The sequence below is a fragment of the Vibrio sp. sp1 genome, from assembly GCF_016920955.1.
Classification (GTDB): Bacteria; Pseudomonadota; Gammaproteobacteria; order Enterobacterales; family Vibrionaceae; genus Vibrio; species Vibrio alginolyticus.
On sequence record NZ_CP060589.1, the window covers coordinates 2756217 to 2781811 of the forward strand.

Sequence of the window (25595 nt, forward strand, 5' to 3'; positions counted from 1 at the left end):
TCAACTATTCGAACGAGGAACGCTATAATACCTGACTTTTATACCCAAGTGACCGTTAAACCAAGATTTAGAGATCACTTGGGTATAATTCAATGAGGTATTCATGCGTTTAGATAAATATTTGTGTGACGCTCTGGGTGCAACACGCAAACAGGCAACAAAGATCATCAAAAGTGGAGACATCACCGTAGACGGTGAGGTTCAAAAAAGTGGTGCACTTAAAGTACCTGAAGGTGCGGAAGTGATGTGGGAAGACCGTGTTATTGGTGCTCCTGGTCCTCGTTACATTATGTTGTATAAGCCTGCTGACTTTGTTTGTTCACATGAAGATGGCTACAACCAAACTGCATTCGCATTGCTTGATGAGCCTAAAATTGAAAACCTTCACTTTGCGGGCCGATTAGATGTCGACACAACTGGTTTAGTGTTGATTACGGATGATGGTAAGTGGTCTCACCGTATTACCTCACCTAAGCATAAGTGTGAGAAAACGTACCGTGTTTGGCTCGTCGATGCTATTCAGCCTGATTATGCGGAAAAGCTCGAACAAGGCATCATTTTGCGCAATGAATCAGAAGCAACATTGCCTGCTCGTTTGGAAATCGTGAACGAGGCCGAGAATGAAGTATTGTTAACTATCGTGGAAGGTAAGTATCACCAAGTGAAACGTATGTTCGCGGCGTTAGGAAATAAAGTTGAGTACTTACATCGTGAGCGTATTGGTTCTATCGAACTTGATGAGGCACTAGAACCAGGTGATTATCGCTACCTCACGCAAGAAGAAATTGATTCTATTTGGAATTAATTGTCGTCATGGGAAATTCTTTAGTTCCTAATAGGAACTAGTCTTTTGGTAGGAATTGGCTCAAAATAAATTTCCCTACCAAAATTAGTGCCTAGACAATTCCGGTGTGCTTACTTATCTCAGTGATATGCCTTTGCATTTAGCTGAGGCATGCATACTCTTATTGCAAAGCCTTCGGCTACGGTGAATGGAATGATGGTGTCAACGCCATCATTTTTACTGCATTGTGTTTGTTTCCCATAAACACATTTCGCTTTCACATGCTTTTCTATGTCGAGTTCGTCAAGGTCACACCTTGGTACATATTTGCCCTTATGATTCTCGAACGTTGGATAGAACAGGTTTTTGGCTTCTACATTCAGCGATATGAGAACTTCCGTTATTTTCACTTTGTTCTGCAAGTATTGACGGTAGGGCTCCAACAAGAGGTAAAAGAATGACAGAAAAAGCTCAAAGTGCTCCGCAATCCCAAATCAGTTTTCTATTGTTTCTGGTACTAGGAGCGATTGGTGCTTTGACGCCTTTGGCGATCGATATGTATTTGCCTGCGATGCCGACAATAGCGAAAGATTTGGGGGTCGCGCCTGGCGCGGTTCAGATTACGTTGACGGCTTATACCGCGGGTTTTGCGATCGGCCAGTTAATTCACGGGCCGCTTGCCGATAGCTTTGGTCGCAGACCTGTGTTGATTTTAGGCGTACTTTTCTTCGGTTTGGCTGCTGTTGTGAGTGCGACAACAAATGGCATTGATGCGCTGACCTATGTACGTACGGCACAAGGTTTTGCTGGCGCGGCAGCGGCGGTCATTATCCAAGCCGTCGTGCGTGACATGTTTGACCGTGAAGACTTTGCACGCGCAATGTCCTTCGTTACTCTGGTCATTACTATTGCGCCGTTGGTGGCACCGATGATCGGTGGCCATCTCGCGATTTGGTTTGGTTGGCGTTCCATTTTTTGGGTACTAGCTATTTTCGCTGTAGTCGTGATTTTTCTCGTACTTTGGAAAATCCCTGAAACGTTACAGCCTGAAAATCGTCAGCCTCTTCGTTTCCGCACGACGCTGAGAAACTACGCCAGATTATGCTCCAATCCTGAAGCGATCGGTTTGATGCTCTCAGGTGCGTTTTCATTTTCCGGAATGTTTGCATTTTTGACGGCGGGTTCGTTTGTTTATATTGATTTATATGGTGTTCGACCAGACCACTTTGGTTACCTATTTGGTTTGAACATTGTGGCGATGATCATCATGACCAGTATTAATGGTCGCTTGGTGAAGAAAGTTGGTTCCCATGCCATGCTTCGTTTTGGGTTGTTCGTGCAACTTTTGGCGGGGATTGGTTTATTCGTAAGTTGGTTAATGGACTTCGGATTATGGGGCATTGTACCTTTTGTTGTGCTGTTTATCGGTACATTGTCGACGATAGGTAGTAACGCGATGGCGCTGCTTTTAAGTGGTTACCCATCAATGGCGGGTACGGCGTCGTCTCTAGCGGGGACATTAAGATTCGGTATCGGTTCATTGGTTGGTGCGCTGGTGGCATCACTGCCCGGGAATGTTGCTTGGCCGATGATCATCGTGATGTTTGCTTGTTCTGTGCTTTCAGCACTGTTTTATTGGACTTTAGGAAGAAAGGCGTAATGTCGAATTACACCAAAGAAATTCAAAACTTGGTTAACTCAGCACTTGAAGAGTTAGATCAAGAGCATCGCTCAGGTAAGTTAGCCAATGCCCCTGTTGCGAATAACCATTATTTAGTGCGTTGGGTAACAAAGGCGCTAAAATCACAACGTTTCGGACGTACAGTGGGCGATGACTTAACGCGTTGGCAAAAAGCAGGTCGCTCAAAGGGGAACGATGCTGGTTTGTTGTTTATCTTCAAGCGTATTTCTGCTTTTTATGCGCAATTCTTCCCTGAAGGTGAAGACTCCAAAGTGTTCAAAGATTCAGATATTGAGTCTTTTCTTGATTTGATGGAGCAAGCAGGCTGGGAAGTCTCAACGTCTGAGCAACTGATTGGGTGCGGCAAAGTACAAATCTTCACTGAAGGTCAAAACTCTTTAGCGTTATGTGCAGACCAATGCGAAAGCTGTTTTGATGGCGAGTTGCTCGTAAAGCCAATGAGTTGGTTTGTGCGTGGCAATCATGCTGAGTTTGTTGAGAAAGCAGTGCAAGCGGGCTTTATGGTTCATAAGGTAACAGACTACAAATCGATGGTGAAATACCATGGCGAGTACCTTATTTTTCCAGCAAACGAAGGCAACCAGTTAGCCGAAATTCCACTCTCGTTCAAAGCTGACTAAAGTGACATTTTGAGTGTTTAGAAGCCCCTGTTATTGGGGCTTTTTGTTTTCTAAACGGTTTGCTTCTTTCGCGATGGCTTTGACCATGCCTTTAAATATGAAAAGATGGGCTGGCATCATTGCAAACCAATAAAGCAGTCCAAGAAACCCTTGCGGGTGCCACCAGGCGGTAATATCCAGCTCTCGTTCGTCACCGAGATCTTTGATGGTAATTTCTAAACGCCCAAGGCCTGGGCCTTTCATACCAAAAAACAGTGAAAGAAACTGATTATTATCGCAGCGAATCACTTTCCAAGAGTCAATAAAATCACCGACTTTAAGCTCTGGTCCAGGAGGAGAAACGCGAATCGGTTTTCCGCCACCAAAAAAGATATCGAGCCATTCACGTGTACGCCACAAAATGTTGGCAAAGTAATAGCCTTTTTCGCGACTCCCGATCTTTTGCGCCACTTTCCATAATGCCGCAGCGGAGGCATTAGTTTTAATGCTCGCTCCAGCTTGTTTTGGGTAATAGCCATATCCTGGTTGCCATCGACGAAGCGCTGCGGGTTCAAACCCCCAGACATTACTGCGTACAAATGTGCCTTCATCTTGAATGGTATCAGTTACCGCTTGCTCGTAGCTGATCAGCGTTTGAGGAAATCGTTCTTCAATCGCTTTGGAGTTTGCAATGTAGTCGTGCTCTAAGCCCGCAAGTAATGCTTTACCGATACTAGTTGGCACTGAGGTAACTAAACCTAGCCAGTACGATGCCATTTTCGGAGTAAGTAGCGGGGTCGACCACAGTCGATACGGCTTGTTCGTGATTCGGCAAATGACTTTGAACTGTTCGCGGTAGCTAAGTGTATCTGGCCCACCAACTTCATAAATTTGACTTTCTTCTGGAGAGGGGGCTTCTGCTAACTTCAACAAATAGTGGTTGAGATTGGGCAAGGCAATAGGGTTCGCTTTTGAGTCGACCCATTTAGGCGCGATCAAAATAGGTAAGTTGTAGACAAAGTCACGCATGATTTCGAAAGCAGCAGAGCCGGGGCCGATGATAACGCCTGCACGCAATTCAGTTACTGGAATACCAGACTGTCGAATTATTTTTCCCGTGGCTTTACGAGCGGCTAAATGGCGAGAGTTTCCGGTTTGAGGTTGAATGGCACTCAAATAGATAACATGCTCGACGGAGCTTTGTTCCAACGCATATTTGAAGTTCAAAGCAAGGTTTAGTTCGTACTCAACAAAGTCATCACCTTGAGCCATCCCGTGCACGAGAAAAAAGACTAAATCAAAATCGTTCACTACAGCCTTCGTGGTCTCTGCGTCAGCCAAGTCGAGATACCTTAACGTTAAATTAGGGTGAGGCTGAGTTCTTGACTCTAAATAATCAATATGTCGCGCCGCCGCTGTGACGGCGTAACCTTTATCTAAAAGTAACGGAAGAAGTTGAGAGCCAATGTAACCCGAGGCGCCTAGCACCAACACCTTTTTCATTATCTGTCCTTTTATCGTTGGTGGAATAAACACCACGGAGTATAATCATGAGACACTTTCCCCATTCTATCAATAAGTTGTCGTTGGAGCGCTTGTGACTTTTCTTTCTCAACTCTCAATACACGCAGATAAAGCATTCTTACGTCGTTTATTTGCAATCGCGTTACCAATTACACTGCAAAGCATGATGTTTTCAAGCCGAAGCCTCGTCGATGTTCTTATGCTTGGTCAACTTGGTGAAGCAGAAATTGCCGCAGTTGGAGTTGCTGCGCGCGCGACTTTCGTCACCACCATTATGTTAGTTGGGGTGACAACGGGTGGTGCATTGTTAACCGCTCAATATTGGGGGGCTGGCGATAAAGTTGGGGTGCGTCGCAGTACCGCTTTAACATGGATGATCGCAATGATGTTTGCTGCGATTGCTGTTGCTTTGTTTGTTGTTTTTCCACAGCCCATCATGAGTTTGACTACCGATTCACAAGAAGTGATTGAGCTAGGGGCCAGCTATCTCATTATTTCGTCGGTTAGCATGTTTGCTGTTGCATGTGTGGCCAGTATGTCGGTGGGCCTAAGGGCGATGCACCAACCAGGCCTAAGCACTTTTTTTAGTGGTATAGGCATTTTATCTAATGTTTTTCTTAACTGGGTTTTAATTTTTGGTCAATTAGGCTTTCCTGCTCTGGGTATTACGGGAGCAGCGATCGCAACGGTAATCAGTGGCGCGATCGAAGTAGGTTGCTTGTTTGGTTATCTATGGTTGAAAAAACACATAATCGCATTTGGTTGGGATGATATACGCGCAGGATTGGTCTTAGATAAAATTACGCGTTTCTTGAGCCTCTCTTTGCCAACCACATTTAACTTCTTGGCGTGGGCTGGTGGGCTGTTTGCTTATCACGCCATCATGGGGCAAGCAGGTGTACAAGGTTTGGCGGCACTTTCCGTAATGACACCTGTTGAGTCGATCGCATTGGCGATGATGATTGGTTTATCGAATGCGGCTGCAGTTCTAGTCGGGAACCAGCTCGGCGCTCGTAATTTTGAACCTGTTTATTATCAAGCATGGGCGACGGTCATTTTGAATGTGCTTATCGCATTTGTGGTCGCCGTCTTGTTGATAGTGTCAAATCAATGGATCCTTAATGCGTTTAGTGCACTGACAACAGACACTCGCGAGCTAGCTGAACAGTTTATGGTGATTCTTGCGTTGGGTGTCGTGTTACGCTCGGTACCGATGATGGCGATTGTTGGTGTATTACGTGCGGGCGGTGATGTTAAGTTTTGTTTGTATCAAGACATCTTGGCGCAGTGGGTGATCGGGATTCCACTCGCAGCATTTGCAGCGATTTATCTCAATTGGGACCCACAATGGGTTTACTTACTCTTTTTGACGGAAGAAGTTGTGAAGTGGGCGATTTGCTTGCCAAGAATGGTTAGCCGAAAATGGATGAAAAACCTGATTGGCCAGTAAGGAGGAACAGAGTTTATTTTGGCTGCAAAAATCTGCTCAAAACGTCAACAAAATTAGCAACAGAAAGTGAATCGAGTTGCATTTGTACTTCCATAGTGTGATCAAGCATTCAAAATACTTTCTACTAACAGGATTTTAGTGTAGATTCTGATCCCAATTTTTAAACACCATCCGAGCGGCATAATCAATGTTAAAACTGTCAGACCTATGTAAAGGCTATGTAGACGGGGGAGAGTTTCACCCTGTATTACAAGGGGCAGAATTAACATTGCAGCAAGGCGACCAAGTTGCTCTGATGGGAGAAAGTGGTTCGGGTAAAAGTACTCTGCTGAATTTAATCGCCGGATTAGATACTGCTGACTCTGGTGAAGTGCAGTTTCCAAATTTTGCTATGCATGAAGCACCGGAGCATTTAAGAACCCTTTATCGCCGCAACAATATTGGTAATATCTTCCAACAATTCAACCTGCTTCCTACACTTAATATTGCCGACAATATTCGTTTTTGTCGTCAGTTAAAAGGTCTGCCGGAAGATAAAGAGTTGTGGCGTCAAATTCTTTCTGCTTTGGACTTAATGCCATTGCTAGGACGTTATCCGGAAGAGGCGTCTGGTGGGCAGCAACAACGTGCGGCGATTGCTCGCGCCCTTTATATGGAACCCAAAATCCTGCTTGCTGATGAGCCAACTGGTAGCCTAGACGAGCGAAACGCAGAAGCAGTAATGCGCTTATTAACGAGTCTCGCTCGCCAATTGGAGTGTACTTTGCTGTTAGTGACGCACAGTGAAAAAGTGGCCGCCCATATGGAAGGAAAGATTCGACTTCAAGGAGGGCAGCTACATGTTATGGCCCGTAGTTAAGGCACTACTCGGTCATTACCGTCGTTACCCTCTACAAATTATTCTTGTCTGGCTGGGATTAACTTTAGGCGTGTCCCTCCTTGTTGGTGTTACTTCTATCAACCAGCATGCAAAACAAAGTTATGCCACTGGGGAAAAACTTTTCTCTAATCCTTTGCCATACCGAATCCGAACGAAGCACTCTGCCAATAAAATTCCTCAAGGTTTCTATATTCAGTTACGTCGAGCTGGGTTTAACCAATGTGCACCGTTTGACGTGCTTCATCTAGATGCCAAGACCGATATGAGCCTGATGTTGGTGGGGATAGATCCTGTCGCGATGATCCCACTACAACAAGGAAAATCGCTAGGTGAGATGCCGGTTTTATCACTAATGAAGCCTCCTTATCCTATTCTCGTTAGTCAAGATTTGGCCGCTTACATGGGTTGGCAAGATGGGGACTTCATTGAGATGAATGACGGAAGCCGTCTTGGGCCTATTCAAGTAGATAAGGACAAGATGCTTTCGGGTACTCGGCTGGTTACTGATATATCGTTGTTGCGTATGCTCAAGCGGAGCTCAGGTTTGTCTGCGATTTCTTGTGGTGAAATGCCAGAGGAAAAGCTGATAGCACTGAAAAACATGCTGCCAAACGGAATGACGCTCGTTAGGAATACGCGTACTGAGCTTGAGTCGCTAACTAACGCATTCCATATGAATCTCACCGCGATGGGAATGCTGTCGTTTTTGGTCGGGTTGTTTATTTTTTATCAAGCGATGTCTCTGTCTTTCATCCAGCGACAACGTTTGGTCGGTATTTTGAGACAGACTGGTGTTAACGGAACACAGTTAGCGCAAGCCTTATTGCTAGAGTTGTCTTTGCTCGTCTTTATTGCGTGGGCGTGTGGTAACTTTTTTGGCTTGATCTTAGCGAATGAACTTATCCCAGCAGTGTCTTCGAGCCTGAGTGATTTGTATGATGCCAACGTAGGTTTAACCATAGGATGGTCATGGCAATCTAGCTTATATAGCCTAATCATGGCAGCGATGGGTGCGTTGATATCGTGTCTGTGGCCATTAATCCGTTTGTTGAAGTCACAACCAATCCGCCTTTCTTCTCGACTGTCGCTAATGCGATTTGCTGGAAGAGAGTTCTCTTGGCAGGCGCTTGCGGCATGTGCGTTTTGTGTCGCTGCAATAGCGGTATATCAGGCGCCGAAAACACAAGAAACCGGCTTTGCTATTATTGCGCTGATGTTGGTTAGTGTGGCGTTGTTTATGCCATTTATTATGTGGCATATGTTCCAAAGTTTTTCTTATACCATGCGATGGGTTCGTGTCCGTTGGTTTTTTGCTGATGCAGCAGCCAGCATGAGCTATCGCGGTGTGGCTACGATGGCGTTTATGTTAGCGCTGGCGGCAAACATTGGTGTAGAAACAATGGTCGGAAGCTTTCGAGATACAACCGATAAGTGGCTAAATCAGCGATTAGCGGCTGATGTGTACATCTATCCGACCAACAATTCAGCCGCTAGGATGAGCGCATGGCTCCAGAATCAGCCAGAGGTGAACTCGGTTTGGTGGCGCTGGGAAAAAGATATGCCGACCGAGCATGGTGCTCTGCAAGTTGTGAGTACGGGCTCTTCTGAAGGTGAGTTAGACTCACTTACCGTCAAGTTAGGTGTCCCAAATTACTGGTATCAACTGCACGCTACCAAGAGCTTAATGGTCAGTGAGTCGATGGCCTTGAGGCTGGATATCCGCCCTGGCGATTTCATTAACTTGCAAGAACCGCTTGGTGGTGATTGGCAAGTCGTAGGCGTTTACTACGATTATGGAAACCCATATAACCAGGTGATGATGTCGCACCGGAATTGGCTGTATGCATTTGCAGGTACGGGTAATGTTGGTCTTGGCGTAGTATTAAAAGATAACGTCAATGGAGAAGGGCTGAAAAATCGCTTAGAGAATGTATTCCGTCTCCCGCAAGATCGTGTGTTTGATAACGGTAATATTTATAGCCAAGCAATGAGAGTGTTTGATCATACCTTTGCGATAGCAGGAACCTTGGGCAATATCACGCTGATTATTGCCGTGTTTGGTTTATTCTTTGCAACGTTGGCAGGAGAACTTTCACGGCAGCGGCATTTTTCCTTATTAAGGTGCATGGGTGTGTCCGGAAAAGAACTTGTCGTATTAGGTGGTTTGCAGCTATTCGTCTTCGGAGCCATTTCTGCGATTATTGCAGTGCCGCTCGGCTTGGCGCTCGCACATTTGATCGTTGATATTATCATTAAGCAATCATTTGGCTGGTCTCTAGAGCTTCAAACGATTCCATGGGAGTATGCTCAAACCATTGCTTGGGCGATGCTTGCCATTATGGTTGCTGGCGCATTGCCAGTTATTAGAATGATCAAAAGTACACCGATGAAGTCATTAAGGGACGCGTTGTAATGAAAAAAATGGGCTCTAAAAAACGCTTGTTGGTTTCAACGCTCATTGTTGTTACGTTCGCGTTTCTGACTGGGGCTGCTTTTTACTCAACTTTTTGGTTAGAGGCGACAGCAACACGAGAAAGCGAACTTGATTCTATCTTAACGCGTGAAAATCAAACGATTTTCGAGCCTGTACTACCTAATGAGCATGTCTCTTTACCCTCAGACTTTCGCTTTCATCCCGAGTATCAGCATGAATGGTGGCACTACTTTGCGAAATTAAAAGATGAGCAAGGCAAGATCTACAATGTTCAATGGAGCTATTTCAGGGTTGCGACGGACGAGCGAGAAACCAGCGGTTGGCAGAACCCTCAATTGTACATTTCACATGTTGTCGTCAGTCATGGTTCGCATGTATGGAAAGAGCAACGGGTAGCTAGAGGCGGGATAGGCCAAGCTGGTATGATCAATCGTCCTTTCAGGTTATGGATTGATAATTGGACTTGGCGATCACTCGGTGCGACGCCTTTCCCGGGCAACTTGAATGTGAATACTGATACGTTTGGACTTGAGCTCAATACCATGACAAGCGGCCCCTTTGTGGTGAATGGAGACAAAGGCTTCCAAGTTAAACATGCGTTGCAATCTGTTGCTTCTTTCAGCTTCAGTGCTCCATTTTTAAAAGTAAAAGGCAGCTTAAGCTTAAATGGTAAGCGATTCTTAGTGACGGGTTCTGCTTGGGCGCAAAAAGAGTGGGGCAGCGGCTTAATTGGTGAGGGGCAACAAGGCTGGGATTGGTTTGTTTTCAATTTAGATGATGGTCGAGCATTAACTGTTAGCCGTTATCGTCACCATGGGCAAACACCGCACGTGTTTGGCACGTTGTCGACACGCTCAGGTAAAGTCATCAACCTCTCAGACGATGATATCAGTATCAAGCCAATGCAAGTGACCAGTTTATCCAATGGAAGAAGGTTACCTTTGCAGTGGATTATCAATATTCCGAAGCATCAAATTAATTTGACTACCCGCATTATCAAGTCAGATATGTGGCTACCCTTTGTAATACCTTACTGGGAAGGGCCTACTTTAGCCTCCGGCTCCAATGAGGCTTGGGGCTTTATGCAGCTGACAGGCTATTGAGTTGTGAAGAAAACCACCCCCTACGGGTGGTTTTTTAGTGCGCGAAGCTTCCTAGCTTTTTCTCAAAAGTACGGGGTTATCATGATGGTACAAGCCGTGTTATGCTGATTTTCTCATCATCTTGATAAATATTTGGTGCGACAAAAACAAATACGATCTCCGATCAAAATTGAGTGTCATGTTGGAAAATACGATGTATAGTAAACTTAACATCGAAAAAACCGAAGTTTATACTCTGAAGAAGCGATTATTCTAAAGTTTTCGACAGCTATACACTCTTATCACTCTTTGTTAATCGTTTATTAAGATAATAAATATAAGGACGAAACCATGAACGATGTCATTCGTGACTTTTTCAAAATGGAATCAGCAGGTGGTATTCTTCTCGTAATTGCAGCGGCAATTGCGATGACCATTGCTAACTCACCGCTGGGCGAAACTTATCAATCTGTACTGCATACTTATGTATTCGGTATGTCAGTTTCTCACTGGATTAATGATGGCCTAATGGCTGTTTTTTTCTTACTTATTGGCCTTGAAGTGAAGCGAGAGCTACTTGAAGGAGCGCTAAAATCAAAAGAAACCGCAATTTTCCCTGCGATTGCAGCGGTTGGTGGTATGTTAGCCCCTGCTCTTATTTACGTTGCGTTTAATGCTAACGACCCAGAGGCGGTTTCTGGCTGGGCCATCCCAGCTGCGACGGATATTGCATTTGCTCTAGGTATCATGGCGCTACTAGGTAAGCGCGTACCAGTAAGCCTTAAAGTGTTTTTGTTAGCTCTCGCTATCATCGACGATTTAGGCGTGGTTGTTATTATTGCACTGTTTTACACAGGTGATCTTTCTAGCATGGCGCTGCTTGTTGGCTTCATCATGACTGGTGTCCTGTTCATGTTGAATGCGAAGGAAGTAACGAAACTGACGCCATACATGATAGTCGGCGCGATCTTATGGTTTGCGGTACTTAAATCTGGTGTTCACGCAACACTTGCAGGCGTAGTGATCGGCTTTGCTATTCCTCTTAAGGGTAAACAGGGCGAACATTCTCCACTTAAGCACATGGAGCACGCACTTCATCCATACGTGGCATTTGGTATCTTACCTCTATTCGCATTTGCAAATGCGGGGATTTCGCTAGAAGGCGTATCGATGTCAGGCCTAACTTCAATGCTGCCATTAGGTATTGCTTTGGGGCTACTGGTTGGTAAGCCTCTAGGTATCTTCACCTTTAGTTGGGCAGCTGTGAAAATGGGTGTAGCTAAGTTACCGGAAGGCATTAACTTCAAGCATATCTTTGCGGTCTCTGTGTTGTGTGGTATCGGTTTTACAATGTCTATATTCATTTCCTCTTTAGCGTTTGGAAATGTAAGCCCTGAGTTTGATACCTATGCTCGACTCGGTATCTTAATGGGCTCGACGACAGCCGCGTTACTTGGCTACGCGTTACTGCACTTTTCTTTGCCTAAGAAAGCGCAAGCGTAAGATACACACTGTTTAGTAAAGCCTCCCATTCGGGAGGCTTTTTTATGTCTGCAGATCGGCACATCAACTACTTCAGGATGGTTACTTTTGTGACCAACTAAGGTCTAGCTTATGGAGTTGGGGCAAATCATCGAAAGAGGCGCTTGGCAAATCTATAGGCGAAAAAAAGCCCAGCCGAAAATTTGACTGGGCGGATACAAACATAGGAGTTAATAAGAAAAAAGCAGCAACGTAACAATTAGATGGAAACAAGTTTGACGGCCAGTGAAACTTCAAATGCCCTAACTGTTACGTATATTCAGACCGAGCCTTTTCCAAACAGTTCCATTTTTTTTCAAAAAATTTCTACTTAATGCTTTCTAGCTTCTTACACACCCGAAAGTAATAGAAAAATCGAGATGGATTACCAACTTGGCGAAGTTACTAACTTCTGTGTTTCTCATTTTATCTCCCCTAGAACCGAAGATGTATTTCATACTCTCGTCGCTCACTCCAAGCCGCCAAGGCTATTGTTAGCATTTCAATTGCGATGGACTGAGAAGTTTGATCGTTTTCTTCTGACAAGCTTCACTGGAGTATTCGATTGAATTTCAAAAGATTAGATCACACCTTTTACTGTCTGGTCAGACCAATTGGTTAAAGTGTGATGTTAATCATTTGTTAATCTTAAGTTTCGGGAGTATATTTTCAAACAGTTGTTTAATACGAGTGATTAAAATGGCCCCGAGAACATCAACAAAAGAAAAAATACTCGATGTCGCAGAAGGACTCTTTGCTGAACATGGCTTTAATGATACTTCGCTAAGAACGATAACAGGTAAAGCTAACGTTAACTTAGCATCGGTAAACTATCACTTTGGCGATAAAAAAACGCTGGTTAGAGCGGTTTTAGATAGGTATTTAGAAGCACTAATGCCGAGCATTAAGACTTCATTAATTGAGCTAAACACGCGCGATAGCTACAACATGGACGATGTCTTTGAGTCATTGCGATTACCTTTACGTACATTAAATGATGTACGCCCAAATGGTACTGCGCTATTTATGTTGTTAATTGGCCGCGGTTATACAGACGTTCAAGGTCATCTGCGCTGGTTCATTACCACCAGATACGAAGAGGTACTGAACCTTTTCACTTTCTCGATAATGAAGGCGAACCCGGAACTATGTGAAGAACAGTTGTTTTGGCGACTGCACTTCACGTTAGGAACCTGTGTATTTACGATGGCTTCAAGCCAAGCTCTTTCGGAGCTGGCAGAAAGTAAGTTTGAAAAGGAAGTCGATGTGAAATCTGTCGTCGATTTACTGATTCCATATTTGTCAGCAGGAATGTCAGCAAAGCAGTTGGCATAAGACAAATAAGAAAGTTAAACCAATAATAAGATTATACCCCGAGCGGTTACGTGAACAAAAGGATCTGAACTATGAGCTCTCTACGAAGAAAATGGATTAGTGACCCGGCTTTTAAAGTGTTCAAAAAAGTATTGCCACCTCTGTCTAGCACCGAGAAAGAGGCGATGGAAGCGGGTAGTGTATGGTGGGATGCCGAACTATTCTCAGGCAAGCCAAACTTCACAACATTGCATCATTATCTAACGCCTACACTGACGGCAGAAGAGCAGTCATTTATGGATAATGAGCTTGAAACCCTGCTAGAAATGCTTGATGACCAGAAGATTGTCAAAGAAGACAGGGATTTACCGCCTGAAGTATGGGAGTACCTACGTAAAGAGCGATTTTTCTCTTTGATCATCTCGAAAGCATATGGTGGTCGTGAATTTTCCGCTTTGGCGAACTCAACCATTGTTTCTCGTATTGCGACTCGAAGTATCAGTACCGCGGTATCGGTAATGGTACCGAACTCTCTTGGCCCTGGTGAGCTGCTATCGCACTATGGTACGCAAGAGCAAAAAGATTACTGGTTGCCTCGTTTAGCTGATGGTACAGACATCCCTTGTTTCGCCCTAACTGGCCCTGAAGCGGGTTCTGATGCAGGTGGCATACCTGATCAAGGCGTGGTTTGTTACGGCACCCATGAAGGCAAAGAAGTGCTTGGCGTGCGAGTTAGTTGGAATAAACGCTACATCACGCTTGCGCCAGTTGCGACAGTGCTCGGGTTAGCATTTAAACTGCAGGATCCTGAAGGGCTACTTGGAGACAAGAAAGAGGTTGGCATTACATGTGCGTTGATTCCCGCTGACCATGAAGGTGTCGAGATAGGCGAACGCCATGATCCTCTGGGGTCTGCGTTTATGAATGGTCCTACTCGTGGTGAAGATGTCTTCATCCCTATGGACTGGTTGATCGGTGGCGCTGATTATGCAGGTAAAGGTTGGCGTATGCTGGTTGAGTGTCTTTCTGCTGGTCGCGGTATCTCTCTCCCTGCGCTTGGCACAGCGATTGGTCACCTTACTACACGTACAACAGGTGCTTATGCTTACGTGCGTAAACAGTTTGGAATGTCGATCGGTAAGTTTGAAGGTGTTGCAGAAGCAATGGGGCGCATTGGTGGTCTTACTTACCTACTAGAAGCGACGCGTACGCTAACGACGACTTCTCTCGATATGAAAGAAAAACCTGGGATTGTAACCGCGATTGCCAAGTACCACATGACGGAAATCGCGCGTACCATTCTAAATGATTCGTTTGATATCCATGCGGGTCGTGCGATTCAAGATGGTCCAATGAACTATCTTGCTAAACATTACCTTGGTATCCCGGTTGCTATCACTGTTGAAGGCGCGAATATTCTGACTCGTAACCTGATGATTTTTGGTCAAGGTGCGACTCGATGTCACCCATATGTTCTAAAAGAAATGGAAGCTGCGGCGAACCCAGATTCTGAACAAGGTGCGAAAGAATTTGACAACTTACTCTTTAAACACATCAAGCACGCTCTCGGTAATACATTCGGTGCATTTGGTGCAGCACTAACTGGTTCTCGATTTGTTAACGCGCACATGAGTGGCCCAACCCAGCAATACTACAAAGACATTACTCGTCTCAGTCGTGCACTTGCAGTAAGTGCAGACTTTGCGATGTTAACCTTAGGTGGAGACTTGAAGCGTAAAGAAATGCTCTCCGCACGTTTGGGTGATGGATTAAGCTATCTATATATGGCATCTGCTGCCTTGAAAAAGTATGAAGATGAAGGCCGTCAACAAGGCGATCTAGACTTCGTTCATTACGCTGTTCAACACTGTTTGTATAACGCTTCTAAGTCATTAAATGAGGCTTACACCAACTTCCCTGTGAAATACGTTGGCGGTGTGCTTAAGGGGCTATTGTTCCCGCTTGGTAATCATTTCAATAAGCCAAGTGATGAGCTGTGTGTGAATTTGGCTGAAGCGATGATGACGCCAGGTGCGCAACGTGATCGACTTACGCATCTTTGTTACATCGGAAAATCAGAGAATGACAGCGTAGGCTTAATGGAGAATGCATTCCTTGCAATGTACGACATTAAACCTTTGGAGCGTAAACTTATGAAGGCTGCGAAGGATGGTAAAGTGGCTCGTAAAGGTCTGCTGCATGACCGTTTGCAGCAAGCATTTGAAGCAGGCGTGTTAACTGAGCAAGAAATTGATCAAATCATGGCTGCAGATAAATTGCGCTACAAGGCGATTCAAGTTGACCACTTTAGTCATGACTTTTCTGAAGTGCGAACTCATAGCCCAAAAAAGTCGCAGTTGAATCCGGCGGCATAATAGACAACTAATGTTAAGAAAAGCACCTCAATGAGGTGCTTTTTTGTATTCTTGGGGAGTGGATGATGGGATAGTGCTCCAACCACTTGCCTTTTAAGAGCATTTTTACAGAAATTAGATGCGAAATCCCAACGAAACTTTTATCCTAACAAGGTTTTTTAAAGGAAGTTGAATATGATCATCAAACCTAGAATTCGTGGATTTATCTGTACTACAACGCACCCTGTTGGTTGTGAAGCTAACGTAAAAGAACAAATTGCGTACACCAAAGCGCAAGGTCCAATCAAAAACGCACCTAAGCGTGTTCTTGTTGTTGGTGCATCAAGTGGCTACGGTCTATCTTCTCGTATCGCTGCGGCATTTGGTGGCGGTGCATCAACTATCGGTGTTTTCTTCGAAAAAGAAGGTACTGAGAAGAAACCAGGTACAGCAGGTTTTTACAATGCAGCTGCTTTTGAAAAGCTAGCGCGTGAAGAAGGTCTGTACGCAAAAAGCTTAAACGGCGACGCTTTCTCAAATGAAGCGAAACAGAAAACTATCGAGCTGATCAAAGAAGACTTAGGTCAAATCGATATGGTGGTTTACTCACTGGCATCTCCAGTACGTAAAATGCCAGAAACTGGTGAATTAGTTCGTTCATCTCTTAAACCTATCGGTGAAACTTACACATCAACGGCTGTTGATACCAACAAAGATGTGATCATCGAAGCTAGCGTTGAGCCTGCAACAGAAGAAGAAATCAAAGACACTGTCACGGTAATGGGCGGTGAAGATTGGGAACTTTGGATCAATGCGTTGTCTGATGCTGGTGTTCTTGCTGAAGGTTGTAAGACCGTCGCGTACAGCTACATTGGTACTGAGCTAACTTGGCCAATTTATTGGGATGGTGCACTAGGTAAAGCAAAAATGGACCTAGACCGTGCAGCGAAAGCGCTAAACGACAAGTTAGCAGCAACAGGCGGCAGTGCCAATGTTGCGGTACTTAAATCTGTTGTAACTCAGGCGAGTTCTGCAATTCCTGTTATGCCACTGTACATCGCAATGGTATTCAAGAAAATGCGCGAAGAAGGTGTACACGAAGGCTGTATGGAACAAATCTACCGTATGTTCAGCCAACGTTTATACAAAGAAGACGGTAGCGCGGCAGAAGTTGATGAGATGAACCGCCTACGTCTGGATGACTGGGAACTTCGTGACGACATTCAGCAGCACTGTCGTGAGCTATGGCCTCAAATTACGACTGAGAACCTAAAAGAGCTGACTGACTACGTTGAGTACAAAGAAGAGTTCTTGAAACTATTTGGTTTCGGCGTTGAAGGCGTAGATTACGAAGCGGATGTGAATCCAGCAGTTGAAGCAGACTTCATTCAAATCTAATCACAGACTAGATAACCAATAAACAAAAGGCGCTCATTGAGCGCCTTTTTGTATTTCATAGCCAAAGTGAGTATTAACTTAGTATTATCAGTATCGTACCAGCTAGCGTCATTAAAATATTCGCAATCGCATAGGTACCCGCATAACCAAGGGCTGGGATGGTGGACTTAGCGTAGTCGTTAACGACATCCATAGCTGGAGCGCAAGTACGGGCGCCAATAATGGCACCGAAGAGCAGGGCACGGTTCATCTTGAGTACGTGTGCGCCAACTAAGTAAGCCAGAACCACAGGCACAACACTGACAATAAATGCCAAACCAATGACTTTTGGTCCTACTTGCGTTAGGTGCTCGAACATCTTTCCACCTGCACTTAGACCAATTCCCACCATAAAGAACATTAACCCTAGATCTTTGACCATATTCAGCGCCCCTTGTGGGACATAACCGAAAGTAGGGTGATTTGCTCGTAAGAAACCAAGCGTAATACCGGACAACAGAAGACCCACCGCATTACCCAAACTGAAAGACACCTGACCGAACGTCATTGTGATGAGGCCAAACAGAATACCCAAAATAAAGAAGCTACAAAAAGCGAGCAAATCGGCCATTTGACTGTGGATCGAGATGAAACCGATTTTTTCCGCCAGTCCATGTACTCGGCTTTTCTCGCCGCTCACTTGAAGGACGTCCCCTTTAGCGAGCACAATGTCTAAGTCCATAGGCATTTCAATCTGAGCGCGAACTACGCGGTTTAAGAAACAGCCAAACTCAGACAAATTCAAATCCGATAAACGTTTACCAGCGATAGCGTCACTTTTTACGACGATTTCTTCTTCAACGATGCGCAAATCAAGCAAGTTACGGTCGAATACTTCTTTACCATTACGGAAGCTAGGGTCTAAGCGAGCATGGCTGTCAGGGAAGCCAACCAGTGCAATTTCATCTCCCTCTTGCAAGATAGCATCACCATCTGGGTGGGCGAGAATACCATTGCGACGGATTCGTTCAATGTAACAGCCAGTTTGACGATAAATACCCAGTTCTCGCAAGTTTTTACCATCAGTCCAGTCAATTAGCTCTGGGCCCACTCGGTAAGCTCGAATAATGGGTAAATACACTTTTCTCTGGCTTGAATTTCCAAGGCCACGCTCTTGTGCGATTTGCTGCGCGGAATCAGAAAGGTTTTGTTTTTGCAGTTTTGGCAACAATTTAGCAAACATGATCATGCTAATTAAGCCGACCAGATAAGCCATCGCGTAGCCTACGGATAGATTTTCTAATACCAGAGAAAATTCCATATTCCGCGGTATAGTCGCAAGGCCAGAGTTAAGAGCATCTTGTGCACCAACCAGTACTGGCGTTGCGGTCAATGCGCCTGCCATCATACCGGCGGATAAGCCAAAATCGAGGCCGAAATAGTGACTCAAGCCATACGTTAAGCTGACCGCAGACACGAGAACAGTCATGCTTAAAATAAAATAATGCTTACCATCTCTGAAGAATATACCAAAAAAGTTTGGTCCAGCTTCAATGCCAACGCAGTAGATAAACAGCATAAAGCCAATGGTTAAAGCTTCTGCATTAAATGAGAAACCAAGGTGGCCCATTACCAAAGAGGTAATAAGAACGCCAATAGAGTTGCCTAATTGTAATTTGCCAAATCGAATTTTTCCGATGGCAAGGCCAATGGCTAATACGACGAAGATTAGAAGGATAGGGTTTTGCTCGAGAAGGTATACGACGTCTATGTTCACTGTGTGGCTCGGTAGAGTGTGTGCCAAAAAAGATTAAGAACTGTGAATTGTAACTAAATATAGCAAAAAGATAAGTGAATTTTTTTAGGTTTTACCATTAGTTGACTTAACGTAATAACCAGCTGAAAAATAATAAAAAAGCCGCATGAAGCGGCTTTTTTGAAAACAGTCTTTATTACTCGTCAAATAGACCTAGGTGCTCTTTCGCGTATGCTTCGAACTCGTCGCAGCCACCGATGTGCTCTTGGTCGATAAAGATCTGAGGAACGGTTTCAACTGGTTTACCAACTGTTTTCTCAAGATCTGCTTTAGAAATACCTTCAGCGTGAATATCAACGTAACGGTAGTTGAAGTCATCACGTTTTGCTTTTAGCGTTTCTGCGTGCTCTTTTGCACGAACACAGAAAGGACATGCAGGGCGACCAAAGATAACAACGAACATAATCTTATTTCTCCTAAATCTATTCTTTTTTGAAAGCGTACAAAACATAGCGGCTGAGTGCGCTTTCTTTTGTTGGAGTAACTATGCCCGATCCAGATACGGAAATAAAGCGGCAATTACCTCTTGGTTCTATAGGTGAAATCTATCGAATAAAAACTAAACGCACGTGCTTATTTTACGACTCTGAAGTATGTGAAGTGACGCATAAAAAACATACATTCTAAAGGGTTAATGATGGCAAGGTGGAATTGGTCAATTTTTTTTGTTTAAAAAAATAGCAATCTATTTTGGCTATACGCAAATAACTTCAACTCTTACGTAAGTGTTAAATCAGAGGGCGAGAGGTTATTTGGGTATATTCTTTTGGGAGGGTGTGTATGTTTCAGTTTATGACTGCAACAAGGATTATATTTGGTGAAGGTGCGCTTCAATCTTCATTATCCGTTATTAACCAATTTGGCTACAGTGTTTTGCTGGTTACTGGGCAGGATACCCAACGAGCCGCCCCCATTATCCAATATCTTAAAGCTCAAAATATGCGTTACCAGCACGTAGCTATCGTTGGTGAACCATACATCACGATGGTAGAAGAGACCGCAGTGCTCGGTAGAAAATTCCAACCTGATATGGTGGTTGCGATAGGTGGTGGCAGCGTCATCGATATGGGCAAAGCCTTAGCTGCCATTATTCCCAATCAAGGCAATGTTTACGATTACGTAGAAGTGGTAGGAAGAAGCGTCCCTTTAAAAGCAAAGCCTCTTCATTTTATTGCAATTCCTACGACAGCAAGCACCGGTTCAGAAGTGACCAGAAATGCTGTGCTGAAATCTGGACAAGATAAAGTGAAAGTGAGTCTTCGAAGCCCTGATATGCTCGCAGACGTTGCCATTGTAGACCCGACACTTACTTACGGGACCAACCAATACACATCTGGACGTGGCGCAATGGATGCGTTCACTCATTTAATGGAAGCGTATGTGTGTGGTGAGCCAAACCCTCTTACTGATATGGTCTGCGAAGAGGGACTACGCCGTTTAAGCCGTTCAGTGGTTGCCGCTTGTAAGCAAGATAATCATAAGGCACGCTCTGATTTATCGTTCGCTGCATTGCTTGGTGGTATGGCGATTACTAATGCCAAATTAGGTGCCGCTCATGGGTTAGCATCGGCGTTAGGAGGCAAGTTAGACGCCCCCCATAGCGTTATTACGGCTCGCCTAGCTCCGCACGTGATGCAGGAGAACATTAACGCCGCTAAACTCGCGGGTAGGAATGATGTGATAAGTCGTTATCGCAAGCTGGCCCAATTAGTCACTGAGCGAGTAAATGCTAACGAACACGATGGAATTCTTTGGGTAAATATGGTGCTAGATAAGTTAGCGTTACCGCTACTGGCTCAATTTGGAGTATGCCAAACCTCTTTTGAGCAAGTGGCGAATGATGCGCTTAAATCAATGGCAATCAAAGGGAATCCTTTACCTCTTAATCAGGAACGTTTGATACACATATTGCAGCAAGTCTGTGATTGTAGCGGAGAGTGCGCAGCTGAGAGTGCACAACATGTCAGTTCTGTTGAAGTACTGGAATCAAGAACGGACTTATCGAGTGTCAACGACTTAGGGTGATTGCTCCCTTAGCAGCATTAAAACAAAAGGGGAGCCTTGAGCTCCCCTAGATAAAGTATTGACTAAGCTTTAGTGCTTAGTACTGGCTTAATTTGTCATAGCGACTGTCTTTCAACGCATCTTTTACGCGTTTTAGGTTCTCACGGAAACCTGTACCACGGCGAAGAGTGAAGCCAGTTGCTAGCACATCAATCACTGTCATTTGTACAACTCGGCTTGCCATTGGCATGTAAACGTCGGTATCTTCTGGAATATCGAGCGTGATGGCCAGCGAGCTTGCCTTTTCTAGAGGAGAATCCTTCGCTGTAATCGCAATAACCGTTGCGCCATTTTCACGAGCAAGGTTCGCTATTTCTACCTGACTCTTTGTTCGACCGGTATGAGAAATAAGAACCACAACATCATTATCACTGCAGTTGATACAACTCATGCGCTGCATAACAATATCTTCAAAACAAGTAATTGGAATATTAAAGCGAATAAACTTGTTTTGTGCGTCTCGGGCAACAGAAGATGATGCACCAAGGCCAAAGAATGAAATGCGCTTCGCTTGCGTTAGCAAATCGACCGCACGGTTCACTTGCATTGGATCTAGGCTATTTTTCGCGACATCTAAACACGCCATCGTCGATTCGAAAATCTTATGGGTGTACGCGTCTGGGCCATCGTCTTCTTCCACATTACGGTTAACGTAAGGGGTGCCGTTGGCTAGGCTCTGTGCCAAGTGAAGCTTAAAATCTGGAAAGCCCTTGGTGTCCAGACGACGACAGAAGCGGTTTACAGTGGGCTCACTAACGTCGGCCATTTTAGCCAACGTTGCAATGCTTGAATGAATTGCAGTTTGTGGAGACGCCATAATTACTTCCGCAACTTTGCGCTCTGACTTACTGAAATTCTCCAGGTTTTTTTGAATTTTTTCTAATGTATTCATAGTGTTCACGAGGGTATAGAGAACAACTCGCTGGCTCTGCTAACGAAAGGAAACACGAAGATTCCGGAGTAGAGTGGGGCGTTAACGAAAACAACCAGCGCCATAGAATCAGTATAAACCTGATCTTCAATCAGTCTAAACCAATAACGGGTACTATTTAGTGAGAATTTGACAGGCCTCAAACAAAATGTTGTAAAAACTACAGAATTGGATGTGTAAACGAAGTTTTGTTGCGCTAGTCGCACGATAATGATGTTTGAGTTACATCAAAACGAAAAAAAATTTCAAATTGATGTAACTCGATCTGGCTGTTAAGACGATTGAATATCAACAACCAGCTGTTGAATTCTTTTCATCAAATTTGGTGCTTGCTTGGCGATTTCGCGTTGTTCATCAAGCACTGAGCTCAAAATTTCTTTTGTGGTCAGTGGATTTGCCAAAACCACTCGAAACACTATCGTATTCATGCGTTGCCATTGGTCTGGGTTCAGTCTTGTACGTGAAACGAACGATTTGCCCGTTTCGCGCTGACGCTTTTGAATAAACTGTGTTAACTCATTGATCAGCTCATTCAGTTGTTCTTTTTGTGAGCCTTCTGCTTGTGCTAATGCTTCACGGATGAATGGCGGCAAATAACGGTATGTGAGCAGACAAAGCTCTGGTTCAGAAACTAACTCGAAATCATCTTGCTGTTTGATTAAATCCGCAAAGTATCGAGCTTTTTCAATGCTTTGGTCAATCAGAAGCTCGTAACCTGGGCGACTTATGATGTGCATTGCGGCGTAGACCAACATCGCCATGCCCGAACGTGAGCCTTCTAGTGTATGGCTGCCTAGGTCTTTTGAACCTTTGCGCAATATATATTGAGCGTGATGCTCTATGGATTTCATTGCGTCAGGGTCTTTGAACAGAACCATACCAGCGCCCATCGGGATATAGAGCTGCTTGTGTGCATCAATAGTTACTGAGTCTGCCATTTCCACACCTTTAAGAAGATGACGGTGATGGTTAGACATCAGTGTTGCGCCACCCCATGCGGCATCCACATGGAAGTGACAGCTGTGAGCTTGGCAGACTTCAGCGATTTCAGGCAATGGATCAACATTACCTGTCTCTGTTGTGCCAGCCACACCAATAACAGCAATAGGCTTGATGTTTTGTTTTTCGAGCTCAACAATTTTCGCTTTCAGGTCGTTGACAATAATACGGTTGTTGGCATCGGTTTTAACCGCAACCAAGCCCTCTTGGCCTAGCCCTAATACATCGGCTGCTTTCTTAAGGGAGTAGTGACCACGCTCAGACACTAGCACCGCTAAGCCATCATAGCCATAGTGCTTCATGGCTTTAAAAAGGCCTTCCTTTTCAACGCCTTTAAATGAGCCATTGGCTCTTAACGCTTTGTTACGTGCTACCCAAAGCGCAGTGATATTGGCAATGGTGCCGCCGGAACAAAATGCGCCTAATGAGTGGTTTGCACTGTGCATCCACTGATTGTAAAACGTATCATTCTGACCATATATCAAGCGATGCAGCATACCCAAAACTTGACGCTCAAGTGGCGTAAAGGCTTTGGAAGTCTCTATTTTTACCAGGTTTTGGTTTAAGGCGATCATGATCTTTGACAGTGGCATCAAGAAATAAGGCAGTGCCGATGTCATATGACCAATGAAGCTTGGTGAAGATGTGTGAACTGAGTGCGACACCAAAGTGTCGAGTAAGTGCTCTGTATGATCTGACACGAACTCTGGCTGCTCAGGAATCTGAGCAGAAGAAAAGTCTTTTTCGATTTCGCGTAAAGGCTTTTCTTCTGCCACGATGTGTTCACGAAGAAATTGATTTAGATTTCGCGAGAGGCTCTCGTCAATTTTAGTTAACGTTGAGTCCGGACCTTCTGGGACAGTGAAGATCTTTAGCAAGCTCTCAAAGCTAACATCAGCGGTTTTTTGTTCCTTAACCATAGCAAAGAATCTTTGTAGTTATTTTGGTAATGCGAGCGGCACAATCTAAACTAAAACGGGCGCAAAGTCCCGTTTTAATTGTTGAAACCCAAGTTGTAGAAATGAAAATTTTAGGTGAAGGTTACGATATTCACATTAAAAAATTCTAGATTGAGTACGTTAAAACATTCTAGTGTTTTTGAATGCTAATCAACGACTAATGCGAGCAACCTTAGTCACATTTCTGCTTTTCAATCTTTTCTATTGACTGATTGTACTTATTAAGTGCGGTATCAATTTGTTGGGGATGACTAAGCAGATCAGCGAATGCTGAACGAAGCTCGTAGTTTTTGGGGTGGTTAGTTGATTGACGGTCGCTAAATGTCTGTTTTGCAACTTCACCTAACTTATCGCTTCGGGTCGCTAACTGCTTAACGTCATGTTGCTCTAGTTTTAACCATGCTTCGATTGGCTGTTCCGTCGCAACGCGGCTAGGGTCGTTCTCTAGAAAGTAGTGAACCGCTTCGCGGTTTAATTCAAAGTGATGTTTACGTCCATCCAAGAACCATTGACTCACTTCTTTCAGATCTGGATATTGGGTAACCGTCAAATCAACAAGATCTTGATACCACTGTAGTGAGGCATCGACGTAGCCATCGTATTTGCTAGCAAGACATTGTTGATCTGCGGCAAGCGTAAAAGTTGAGCTTGTAGCGAGGAGCGCTGCAACGACAAAGCGTTTCATTCTTCTTCCTTCTGGTTGTTATCCCTTTATTAACGCAATGCACATCAGTTGATGTTTCTCCCTTCTTTCTATTTGGTCGTGACAAATCGTTGGGCTGAATGACGAAAAGAAAGAGGGGTCTTGCCAAAAAATATTGACCACTTTGACGTTAACTGGGTATTTAAATTTTTGCCGTATTGTAATGGATGTTAAAGCGAAAACCTGAGATCTAGCTAGCAAGTGATACAAAGAAAAGCATCATAACTGGTACCAATAAACTCAAAATAAAGCCGCTAACGATAGCAACAGGAACACAACGCACACCACCGGTAGTTTGAATAACGGGTAGGGTGAAGTCCATTGCTGTTGCACCGGCATAACCAATTGCGGTGCACGGATAGCTACGAATAAAGAGAGGAATGGCAACCAGTGCGACTAACTCTCTCATCAATTCAATCAAGAACGACGCGCCACCAAATACCGGACCAAAAGCGTCACCCATTAAAATACCTGCGAGTGAATACCAGCCAAAACCTGAAGCCATTGCGAGTGCTTGATAAAGAGGAAGATCCAAAAGCACCGCTGCAAGAACGCCACCAAGCATACATGTTGCGATGACAACAGCCGCAATGGCCATTCCTTGTTTATTTAATAGGATTTGACGCAGAGTAAGTCCACTATTGCGCAGCTGAATACCAATAAAAAATAGAAGTAGAAAGAGTATCCATTCGCTTGCTGTATCTACCCAACTCAAATCAATGGGTAACAGCAGGCCAACCACTAACCCTCCGCCAACGACCACGATAAGCTTAACTGACTCTAAAGCCATCGAAGATAACGGTAGCTTCTTTTGATTCTGATTGGTCTGGAGTGGAATAATTTTATCAATAATAGGCAGAGCCAACAGGTTGCAGGCACTTAGACACAAAAAAAACGTACTCGCATAGAGGAGAATACTTTGTAAGTTGCTGCTTAAATTATCGAGCGCCGCTAAACTAAGACCCATCAACGACAAAATGACGTAAATAAGGTAGGACGTTGACTGATTGATCTTCTCCAATAACGAAGATCGAGATATAGGAATTAGATACCCCACCACAAGCGGAGCGAAAATAAATAGCATCCCTGAGAACATAAAGCT

The 25595-nt window shown here is 44.4% G+C and carries 19 protein-coding genes; 12 read left to right on the plus strand and 7 right to left on the minus strand.

The genetic code is table 11. The features are described 5' to 3' along the window. The first annotated feature begins 103 nt into the window (after positions 1-103). The 3 genes from rsuA (at position 104) to H9L11_RS12950 (ending at position 3106) form a co-directional block, all read left to right on the plus strand. Positions 104-805: a 16S rRNA pseudouridine(516) synthase RsuA gene (rsuA, locus tag H9L11_RS12940; RefSeq protein WP_064368069.1), complete on the plus strand. Its 702-nt coding sequence runs from the start codon at positions 104-106 to the stop codon at positions 803-805. A gap of 436 nt (positions 806-1241) precedes the next feature. Beyond that, positions 1242-2444, plus strand: coding sequence for a Bcr/CflA family multidrug efflux MFS transporter (locus H9L11_RS12945; protein WP_017820848.1), 1203 nt, complete (start codon positions 1242-1244; stop codon positions 2442-2444). Beyond that, positions 2444-3106: a DUF2913 family protein gene (locus H9L11_RS12950; protein ID WP_064368072.1), complete on the plus strand. Its 663-nt coding sequence runs from the start codon at positions 2444-2446 to the stop codon at positions 3104-3106. Before H9L11_RS12945 ends, H9L11_RS12950 begins: the two co-directional genes overlap by 1 nt. 30 nt (positions 3107-3136) lie before the next feature. Here the strand turns inward: H9L11_RS12950 and H9L11_RS12955 are convergent, their stop codons facing one another. Further along, a complete protein-coding gene (locus H9L11_RS12955; protein ID WP_064368073.1) occupies positions 3137-4588 on the minus strand; it encodes a DUF2867 domain-containing protein in 1452 nt (483 codons plus the stop codon). A 94-nt stretch (positions 4589-4682) separates the two neighbouring features. Between H9L11_RS12955 and H9L11_RS12960 the strand changes: the two genes are divergently transcribed. From H9L11_RS12960 to fabV, 8 genes are all read left to right on the plus strand, one after another. Next, positions 4683-6059 (plus strand): MATE family efflux transporter, encoded by a 1377-nt coding sequence (locus H9L11_RS12960; RefSeq protein ID WP_005378048.1) that lies wholly within the window; start codon positions 4683-4685, stop codon positions 6057-6059. 187 nt (positions 6060-6246) lie between these two features. Then, on the plus strand, positions 6247-6918 hold the full coding sequence (locus tag H9L11_RS12965) for an ABC transporter ATP-binding protein (RefSeq protein ID WP_005378040.1): 672 nt from the start codon (positions 6247-6249) through the stop codon (positions 6916-6918). Continuing rightward, on the plus strand, positions 6899-9352 hold the full coding sequence (locus H9L11_RS12970; RefSeq protein WP_205390814.1) for an ABC transporter permease: 2454 nt from the start codon (positions 6899-6901) through the stop codon (positions 9350-9352). Before H9L11_RS12965 ends, H9L11_RS12970 begins: the two co-directional genes overlap by 20 nt. Beyond that, entirely contained in the window at positions 9352-10476 is a 1125-nt protein-coding gene (locus H9L11_RS12975) for a lipocalin-like domain-containing protein (RefSeq protein WP_205390815.1), read from the plus strand. Before H9L11_RS12970 ends, H9L11_RS12975 begins: the two co-directional genes overlap by 1 nt. Positions 10477-10806: 330 nt before the next feature. Further along, positions 10807-11958: a Na+/H+ antiporter NhaA gene (gene nhaA, locus H9L11_RS12980; protein ID WP_005378034.1), complete on the plus strand. Its 1152-nt coding sequence runs from the start codon at positions 10807-10809 to the stop codon at positions 11956-11958. Positions 11959-12675: 717 nt separating this feature from the next. Then, positions 12676-13311, plus strand: a complete 636-nt coding sequence (locus H9L11_RS12985) for a TetR/AcrR family transcriptional regulator (protein WP_005378033.1) — start codon at positions 12676-12678, stop codon at positions 13309-13311. Positions 13312-13382: 71 nt separating this feature from the next. Next, entirely contained in the window at positions 13383-15665 is a 2283-nt protein-coding gene (locus H9L11_RS12990; RefSeq protein ID WP_205390816.1) for an acyl-CoA dehydrogenase, read from the plus strand. Between the two features lie 174 nt (positions 15666-15839). After that, on the plus strand, positions 15840-17042 hold the full coding sequence (gene fabV / locus H9L11_RS12995; RefSeq protein WP_005388648.1) for an enoyl-ACP reductase FabV: 1203 nt from the start codon (positions 15840-15842) through the stop codon (positions 17040-17042). Between the two features lie 73 nt (positions 17043-17115). Here fabV and H9L11_RS13000 read toward each other — a convergent pair whose 3' ends face one another. Next, complete coding sequence (locus H9L11_RS13000; protein ID WP_005378028.1) at positions 17116-18798, minus strand: aspartate:alanine antiporter; 1683 nt, start codon at positions 18796-18798, stop codon at positions 17116-17118. A 175-nt stretch (positions 18799-18973) separates the two neighbouring features. Further along, positions 18974-19240 carry a GrxA family glutaredoxin gene (locus H9L11_RS13005; protein WP_005378026.1) on the minus strand — a complete coding sequence of 89 codons (267 nt, stop codon included), beginning with the start codon at positions 19238-19240 and terminating at the stop codon, positions 18974-18976. Positions 19241-19617: 377 nt separating this feature from the next. Here H9L11_RS13005 and H9L11_RS13010 point away from each other — a divergent pair, with 377 nt between their 5' ends. Then, positions 19618-20862 (plus strand): iron-containing alcohol dehydrogenase, encoded by a 1245-nt coding sequence (locus H9L11_RS13010; RefSeq protein ID WP_205390817.1) that lies wholly within the window; start codon positions 19618-19620, stop codon positions 20860-20862. A 76-nt stretch (positions 20863-20938) separates the two neighbouring features. On the opposite strand, the gene H9L11_RS13015 is transcribed toward H9L11_RS13010, so the two are convergent. From H9L11_RS13015 to H9L11_RS13030, 4 genes are all read right to left on the minus strand, one after another. Then, positions 20939-21793, minus strand: a complete 855-nt coding sequence (locus H9L11_RS13015; protein WP_005378021.1) for a MurR/RpiR family transcriptional regulator — start codon at positions 21791-21793, stop codon at positions 20939-20941. Between the two features lie 311 nt (positions 21794-22104). Further along, entirely contained in the window at positions 22105-23751 is a 1647-nt protein-coding gene (gene panP, locus H9L11_RS13020) for a pyridoxal-dependent aspartate 1-decarboxylase PanP (protein ID WP_025766849.1), read from the minus strand. Positions 23752-23962: 211 nt separating this feature from the next. After that, on the minus strand, positions 23963-24475 hold the full coding sequence (locus H9L11_RS13025; RefSeq protein ID WP_017634875.1) for a hypothetical protein: 513 nt from the start codon (positions 24473-24475) through the stop codon (positions 23963-23965). Positions 24476-24683: 208 nt separating this feature from the next. Continuing rightward, positions 24684-25589 carry a lysine exporter LysO family protein gene (locus tag H9L11_RS13030; RefSeq protein WP_005378011.1) on the minus strand — a complete coding sequence of 302 codons (906 nt, stop codon included), beginning with the start codon at positions 25587-25589 and terminating at the stop codon, positions 24684-24686. Between the last annotated feature and the right edge of the window lie 6 nt (positions 25590-25595).